General features: G+C 40.5%; 6 protein-coding genes and 1 rRNA gene. All 7 read right to left on the minus strand.

The features are described 5' to 3' along the window. Positions 1 to 50: 50 nt before the first annotated feature. Positions 51 to 1,346, minus strand: coding sequence for an FADH(2)-oxidizing methylenetetrahydrofolate--tRNA-(uracil(54)-C(5))-methyltransferase TrmFO (gene trmFO, locus AC0MXB_RS06070; protein ID WP_474038709.1), 1,296 nt, complete (start codon positions 1,344 to 1,346; stop codon positions 51 to 53). After that, a complete protein-coding gene (gene topA / locus AC0MXB_RS06075; protein ID WP_474038710.1) occupies positions 1,339 to 3,561 on the minus strand; it encodes a type I DNA topoisomerase in 2,223 nt (740 codons plus the stop codon). The genes trmFO and topA overlap by 8 nt, the downstream gene beginning before the upstream one ends. Then, on the minus strand, positions 3,558 to 4,637 hold the full coding sequence (gene dprA / locus AC0MXB_RS06080) for a DNA-processing protein DprA (protein ID WP_474038711.1): 1,080 nt from the start codon (positions 4,635 to 4,637) through the stop codon (positions 3,558 to 3,560). The genes topA and dprA overlap by 4 nt, the downstream gene beginning before the upstream one ends. A gap of 116 nt (positions 4,638 to 4,753) precedes the next feature. Then, a complete protein-coding gene (gene folK / locus AC0MXB_RS06085; protein WP_474038712.1) occupies positions 4,754 to 6,382 on the minus strand; it encodes a 2-amino-4-hydroxy-6-hydroxymethyldihydropteridine diphosphokinase in 1,629 nt (542 codons plus the stop codon). Then, the gene (gene folB, locus AC0MXB_RS06090) at positions 6,379 to 6,756 is read right to left on the minus strand and encodes a dihydroneopterin aldolase (RefSeq protein WP_474038713.1); all 378 of its coding nucleotides are present in this window, start codon (positions 6,754 to 6,756) and stop codon (positions 6,379 to 6,381) included. Before folB ends, folK begins: the two co-directional genes overlap by 4 nt. A 1-nt stretch (position 6,757) precedes the next feature. Next, the gene (gene folP / locus AC0MXB_RS06095; RefSeq protein WP_474038714.1) at positions 6,758 to 7,951 is read right to left on the minus strand and encodes a dihydropteroate synthase; all 1,194 of its coding nucleotides are present in this window, start codon (positions 7,949 to 7,951) and stop codon (positions 6,758 to 6,760) included. Between the two features lie 126 nt (positions 7,952 to 8,077). Beyond that, positions 8,078 to 8,187, minus strand: a 5S ribosomal RNA gene (gene rrf, locus AC0MXB_RS06100); the annotation flags it as partial.

Genomic DNA, 8,187 nt, shown 5'->3' on the forward strand with positions numbered 1-8,187 from the left:
CATAAGTATGTAAATATTGCAATGTTGTTGTCGCATTTTTCTACACAAATTTAACAATTTACCGGTAAACATGCCAGCGCCCGTTCAGCAATCCGCTCATTTTTTACTCGTTTATCGCGAATTCTTTCCTCTAGCGGTGGTAAAAGACCGAAATTTATATTCATTGGCTGAAAATTCTTCGCAGGTGCTGTCGTAATATAATCCGCTAGAGCCCCGTGGGCTGTTTGGGCGGGAAAGGTAATCAGTTCTTTATCTAAGATAAGACGGCTTGCATTGATACCAGCAATTAAACCGCTCGCAGCTGACTCGACATAGCCTTCTACCCCAGTCATTTGGCCAGCAAAAAAAAGATCCTTTCTGGCCTTAAGTTGCATTGTCGGCAACAGTAAATTAGGGGAATGAATATAGGTATTACGATGCATCACACCATAGCGAACAAATTCCGCTTTTTGCAGACCTGGAATCAAAGAAAATACTCGACTTTGTTCAGGCCATTTCAAATGGGTTTGAAAACCTACTATATTATATAGAGTTCCTTCTTTATTATCTTGGCGTAATTGAACAACAGCATAGGGTTTCGTTCCCGTTCTAGGGTCGACAAGACCTACCGGCTTTAAGGGACCAAAGCGCAACGTATCAATACCACGCCCTGCCATAACTTCTACTGGCATACAACCTTCAAAGAAAATCGCCTTCTCAAATTCTTTAACAGGTGTCGTTTCTGCTGTTGTCAGAGCCTGCCAAAAAGCTTCATATTCTTCTTTAGTCATCGGACAGTTTAAATAATCATCGTCACCCTTATCATAACGAGAAGCGCTAAAAACAATATCCCGATTTAAAGATTCTTTTGTGACTATTGGCGCGGCAGCATCGTAAAAATAAAAATATTCTTCGCCTGTTAATGTTTTAATTGCGTCACTTAAAGCTTCTGAGGTCAAAGGACCACTAGCAATAATAACAGGACCTTCTGCCGGAATCGTAACAGCTTCTTCATAAGTAACCGTAATATTAGGATGATTTACAAGTCGCTCAGTAATTGTTTTGCTAAAAGACTCGCGATCAACAGCCAAGGCACCGCCAGCAGGAACTTTTGTAGCATCAGCCGTTTGTATAATTAAGGAGTTTAAGCGGCGCATTTCCTCTTTTAAAAGACCTACAGCATTTGATAATCCAGCAGCGCGAAGTGAATTACTGCAAACAAGTTCGGCAAAATAGTTAGTATGGTGAGCCGGCGTCGATTTGTTCGGACGCATTTCTATCAGATTAACCGAAATTCCTCGTTCAGCCGCCTGCCAAGCAGCTTCGCTCCCTGCGAGTCCTGCGCCAATAATGGTTAATTTAGACACTCTTTTTCCTCCGCTTTTCTCCTAATTCCTTCGTCGTACTTACTTTTTCTTTTTTAGTCGATTTCTTCGTTGTTTTCTTTGTAGATTCTTTAGTTGCTGCTGAAACAGACTGCTTTGGCTTTTTCTTTTCTTGTTCTCTAGTTGTGCAGTCCTCATTAGAGCATTGTATAATAAACCCTTTTTTAAAGCGGCGTCGAACCATAATAGAACTACAAGTGGCACAGGTTTGCGCTAAAGGTTCATCCCAAGTCATAAAATCACATTCAGGGTAATTCTGGCACCCATAGAAAACCTTACCGCGCTTTGTTTTTCGTTCGACAATTTTCCCACTGCAACGTGGGCAATTGACCCCTGTTTCTTTTACAATAGCCTTGGTATTACGGCATTCTGGGAATCCAGGGCAAGCCAAAAATTTTCCAAAACGCCCTTGCTTCACAACCATAAGGCGACCACACTTTTCACAGGGTACATCTGAAACTTCAACGGGAAGCTCTACATGACCAATTTGTTCATCAGCATAAGAAAGCTTTTCGGCAAACGGCTGATAAAACTCATGAAGAAGCGCTGTTTTTTCAACTTGACGTTCCGCCACATCATCAAGCTGGTCTTCCATGCCTGCCGTAAATTCAACATCAACAATCGTATCAAAATACTGCTTCAAAAGATCGAGCACAACAAAACCCAACTCAGTCGGTTCAAATTTCTTTTCTGAACGAACTACATAGCCTCTAGCAATAATTGTCTCGATAATCGGTGCATACGTACTAGGACGACCAATTCCTTTTTCTTCAAGAACTTTAACCAGCGAAGCCTCCGTATACCGCGGCGGCGGCTCAGTAAAATGCTGCTTCGGAAAAACTTTATAAAATACCAGGGACTGACCCACCGTAAGCTCAGGTAAAATAACATCTTTGTCACTCAAAGAACTTTTTTCTTTTTCCTCATCTTTACTTTCTTGATACACTGCCATATAGCCAGCAAATTTTAGTTGTGAACCAGTAGCACGTAAACCATAAGTTCCAGCAGAAATATCGACTGTAAGTGTATCAAAAACAGCGGCAGTCATCTGACTTGCCACAAAACGATCCCAAATCAATTTATATAAACGGTATTGATCCTTAGAAAGATACGAAAGAACCTGTACAGGCGATAAAACAACACTCGTCGGCCGAATTGCTTCGTGGGCATCTTGCGCATTATTTTTAGTTGCATAAACAGGTGGTTTAGGTGGCAAATACGTTTCGTCATACTGGCTTAGCACAAATTCTCGGGTTTCCTGTTGCGCTGATTCAGCAATACGGGTTGAATCCGTACGCATATAGGTAATCAAGCCTACATGGCCTGCTGAACCAATACTTAATCCTTCGTAAAGCTGTTGCGCAACCATCATCGTTTTGCGTGATGTGAAACCTAGCTTTTTAGCCGCTTCTTGCTGTAAGCTGCTTGTTGTAAACGGCGGTGCTGGATTACGGCGACGTTGACGACGTTTTAAATCTTTTACCAAATAGGTTTCGTGCTCAAGATCGCTAGCAATTTTTTGGGCTGACGCCTCATCAGGTAACATAGGCTTCTTTCCTTCAACTGCAACAAGCGTTGCTTCAAATAAAGATCCTTTGGGCTGGTCACGAAGCTTGGTGTCAATAGTCCAATACTCTTCTGTTTCAAAGGCTTGAATTTCTTTTTCCCGATCGCAAATAATCCGTACAGCTACAGATTGTACTCGTCCCGCACTAAGACCTTTACGTATTTTTCGCCATAACAAAGGGCTAAGCTGATAACCAACAATACGATCTAAGATGCGCCGCGCCTGCTGCGCATCAACCATAGCTAAATCAATTGGACGCGGCTCCTTAATCGCTTTTTGTACAGCTTGTTTTGTAATTTCATGAAATTCAATGCGACAAGGCGAATCAGGTGAAATATTTAACAAGTACGCTAAGTGCCAAGCAATTGCTTCGCCTTCGCGATCAGGGTCAGTTGCCAGATAAACTTTATCGGCAGATTTTGCGGCCTCACGCAAAGCCTTAATAAGATCACCTTTACCACGAATATTAATATATTTTGCCGTAAAATCCTGCTCCACATCAACGCCAAACTGACTTTTCGGTAAATCACGCAAATGACCCATGGAAGCTCTTACTGTATAATTTCTTCCTAAAAATTTTTCAATTGTTTTTGCTTTTGCTGGTGATTCTACTACAACTAGTACCTTCACTCAATAACCTCCTTAGTAGAACGCACATAACCATGTCCGCTATGCTGTACTACTAATCCACGCAGTTCTAACTGCAATAATATATATGAAATATCTGATATATTTACACTCGTCTGTACAGCCATTGCCTCTAGCGATAAAGGCTCTTCATAATTAAGTAAGCTATAAACGGATTTCTCTTCTGGCGACAACGCACAGGAACGTGAAAGCGACCTCGCTTCAATATCGTCTTCTAAAATATCATCCATTTTTTGCACCAATTTAGCGCCTTGTTGTATTAAATGATTCGTTCCTTCGCTCATCTTCGAAAAAATGCTACCAGGGATGGCATAAACATCCCGTCCTTCTTCTAAGGCTCGATCCGCAGTAATTAAAGATCCACTGCGGGTTCCTGCTTCTACCACAAGAACACCACGACTCATACCGCTGATGAGGCGATTTCTAGCTGGAAAATGTCCAGAAGAAGGTGATGTTCCCGGTAAATACTCGGAAACGACAGCACCGCACTCAGCTATCTCTGATAGGAGTTTTTTATTTTCTGTCGGATAGGCTATATCAACACCACAGCCTAATACAGCAATCGTATGGCCTCGTAATAAAGCGCCATGATGCGCCGCCGTATCAATCCCACGAGCAGCACCGCTGACCACCCAATAATCAGATTCCGCCAGAGCAGTTCCAAAATATTGAGCGGCATTTCTGCCATAAGCAGTTGCCTTACGCGCACCCACAATAGCGAATAAACGATCATGCTCTGGTAAGACGCCACGATAAAACAGCAAGCAAGGTGATTCATATATATGGTTTAACAAACAAGGATATTCTTTATCATTTGGTGAACACAATCGGATGTTCTGCCGATCCCATTTTTCCTTTAATATTTCCACATTTAGCTGTTCCCGCATTACCAAAAGATTATTACATGTCCTTGCTGCCAGAATCTTAGACAAAAATAAATCGCCCCGCGGAGCCAGCCAGGCCTGTTGGGCGCTACCAAAATACTGAATTAAAGCATCAATTTTAGCCCGTCCAATACCACTAACATGCAGTAAAGCTGCAATATAATAATTTTCCATTCAACCCGCCTCTTTTTTTTGCCAGAAAAATAGCAACTAAGAAATACGATGTCATAGTACAAATTACTAACATTTTGCAACTTAGCCATAATTATAACTGTCTTTTTTCCTAAAGGTCAAGTTATTTTAAAAAATTTATTCATTTCTATACAGATTCTATCAACGATTTGTTTGACTGCCGCTATGTTTTTATCTGAATTTTTCACCGAACAATCGCTTTTAACCAAAGCTTTTCCCTGTAAAAAATACTGAATCTGCTTTTTGAGTTGAGGCAAAGAACGCGCAATTACAGCTATGTTTTTTCTTTCCAAAAAAACAGCATTCCCTGTCTCTTGTCCTGCAAGCGGTTTATAAATTATGATAGGCAACTGTGCTGTCAAAGCTTCTGCCAAAGTAACTCCGCCTGCTTTCGTTATAATACAGTCCGCCGCCTGCATCAAATCAAAAACGTTTTCGACGTAGCCATGAATTTGCATAGTATGTTTTACCGTAGTTACCAGTTTTTCTAATTTTCGCCTAGTCTGCTGATTACGTCCTGTTACAACAATAAACTGAAAAGAATCTGGCATTTTATCTAATTCTTGCACAATTTCCGTTACAGGCAATAACCCATCGCCGCCGCCCATTAGTAAAATAACAGCCTCATTGCTTGAGGAAATGAATAGATTCAGTTCTTCACGGATTTTACTCTTCTTTTTATCTGGTACAAACTTAGGATTCACTGGAATTCCCGTCACTAAAACTTTATCTTTAATCACACCGGCTTCTATAAAAAATTGTAATGCTTCCTCCTGAGCAACAAAATATTGCGCTACATTTTGATAAAGCCACAACCGATGCACAACAAAGTCAGTTACGACCGCCCAAACAGGCGCATGCAATTTTTTCTCTTTGACCAGAAATGTAGCAATCCCTGTAGCCGTCGCATGGGTCGCTATAATTAAATCAGGTTTCCAGTTAAGAATTTTTTCCTCCATCATAGTTCCTAGAAGACGATTCAAAAAACTGCGCCCCAAAGTCGCGCCGTTACTTTTATGACCCCACTGATAAAAAAAACCATACACGGCGGGAAAAGAACGAAGAATTCTTAAATAAACTGCTTGAAACCAACGAACGCCTCGCTGCGGCAGAAATTGCAACACATCATAAAATTCTGTAATAATAGGAACTCTTTGAGTACTGCCTACAGCATCTAACTCTGCTTGAATTACACGAGCCGCCTGATTATGGCCTGAACCAATGGACAAGGAGAGAAAGAGTACACTAAATGGGATTGCTACCTTACGCACAAAATCCCGGTCAGTCAACTCCTCTACTAGTTGTTTAGCTGTTTTGCCCTCAAAAACAATTTCATCTTCAGCAATTTCTGCGAGTGGTTCTAAGACAAACCGTCTTTTGGTAAAAAGAGGATGAGGCAATACTAAAAATTCACTTTTTCTTACCTCTTGATGATAAAGAATCAAATCAATATCAACAACACGCGGCCCCCACTTTTTTACTCGGACTCGACCTAGCTGCGCTTCAATTTCTAAACAAATTTTTAATAATTCTTCCGGACTATGTTTTGTTTCTACGGCAAGAACAATATTTAAGAAATCAGGTTGATCGCGAAACCCTACAGGCTCTGTTTCATAAAAAGACGACATGTGACAAATTCGAATCTGTCTTTCAATTAAAAGATAACAAGCCTCCTTGAGATAGGAGGCGCGATTTCCCATATTAGAACCTAAGCTTAAATAAATCAATGCTTAGCTCTCCTTGTAATTTGAACTTCCATAGAATCAATCTGACCAGGCAAAGGAACCGCCGGCTTGCGAATGCGTACCGTGACAAACTGCAACGGCAGCGATGTAACACGCAAAATTTCATCGCCAATATGAGCCCCCAATGCTTCAAGCAGCTTAAAGCGATGATTTTCCATAATTTCTTTGACATGATCGTAGATTACAGTATAATCCACAGTATCTTCTAAAGAGTCCGTATTTCCCGCTGTTTGTAAATCAAGAAACATGTCAACATCTACATAAAACTTTTGACCCTGTTCCTGTTCATATTCATAAACACCATGAAAACCATAAAACATCATATCTTTTAAGGATATACGATCTAAATATTCCATATCAATCTCTCCTCAATAGTTGATTTGTCATCTGTGCTGTACGGACAATAGGCAATACATCATGAACGCGTACAATATGGACTCCTTTGAAAATCCCGGCAGCAACAGTAGCTGCTGTTCCCTCCACACGATCCTCAACAGATAGATCAAGCACTTCGCCGATAAAACGTTTGCGAGACGTTCCTAGCAAAATAGGGCAACCTAAACTCTTTAGTTCTTCCAGTCTGCGCATAACTTCTAAGTTTTGGTCCGTTGTTTTACCAAAACCAATACCTGGATCAAGAATAAACTGTGAAAAGTCAATTCCTGCTTTTATGCCAATATCAATACTTTTATAAAAAAACTCAACTAACGCTCCCATAATATCACCAGTATATATAGAATCTTCTTGGTTGTGCATGATAATAACTGGTTTTTTCGCAGCAGCTACAACAGATGCCATAGATGCATCACCTTGTAGCCCCCAAATATCATTAGCAATATGAGCGCCAGCTTGTAATGCAGCCTCTGCAACCTTCGCTTTATATGTATCAATAGAAATAGGTACAGGACAAAGCGGAATCAGTTCTTCTAATACAGGTAAGAGACGTTTGATTTCGTCCTCGGCTGAAACTTGACTAAAGCCAGGCCGAGTTGATTCTGCCCCAATATCAATTAAGTTAGCGCCATGACGCACCATTTCCTGCATATGTGAAATAGCTGATTCTATATTATTGAATTTACCGCCATCAGAAAAAGAATCAGGTGTAAGATTTAAAATTCCCATGACTAAGGTTTTATAAGGTTCAATCTTAAGTTCCATCTCACCAAAATTATAATAACGCTCTACAGGCTCAGCTTCATTTTTTAAAGCAGACTCTATTGCCTTAGCAATAGTCGGTAGCCCCCAGGGTTGCAAACGAATCTGATCTAAGGCCAGATGATATTGCTTTAACGTGGCTGCAATTAGTACATCACTATGACTTTCACTCAAACCAGCGCAACCTTTATGAATAGAAACTTCGCCTCCTTTTGCTAAAAAAGTTTGCTTCAATAAATTCGCTTCTTTAGCAAGAATATGCTCTAATTTAATCGTCTTAAACAGACATTTTTCTCTCATAATTCGATTGCCTTGAAAATCACAGTTTGTTTTCAAAAGCTCGGTCTCAGCCTGAGCTTTCGAAGTAATCGTAATAACGCGTGCTTGATAGTTCATCTGCAGCCTCCTAAAAACCTTATAACAATTTTTAATTTTACCTAAATTATTAAACTTTTGCAAGTTTATGAAATTGTAAGTACAGAAAACAACAAAAAACCACTTCGTAATGAAGTGGTTTTTTGAAATCAGCAACTATCTATCCTCCCAGGCCGTCGCCAGCCAAGTACTTTCGACGTATATGGGCTTAACTTCTGTGTTCGGGATGGGAACAGGTGGAACCCCATAGCTATCGT

This window comes from Pelorhabdus sp. sgz311001, from assembly GCF_055901755.1.

Excerpts from the sequence above, each read along its gene's own strand:
- dprA (WP_474038711.1), bottom strand. The coding sequence starts at position 4,637 with ATGGAAAATTATTATATTGCAGCTTTACTGCATGTTAGTGGTATTGGA.
- folP (WP_474038714.1), bottom strand. The coding sequence starts at position 7,951 with ATGAACTATCAAGCACGCGTTATTACGATTACTTCGAAAGCTCAGGCT.
- folB (WP_474038713.1), bottom strand. The coding sequence starts at position 6,756 with ATGGAATATTTAGATCGTATATCCTTAAAAGATATGATGTTTTATGGT.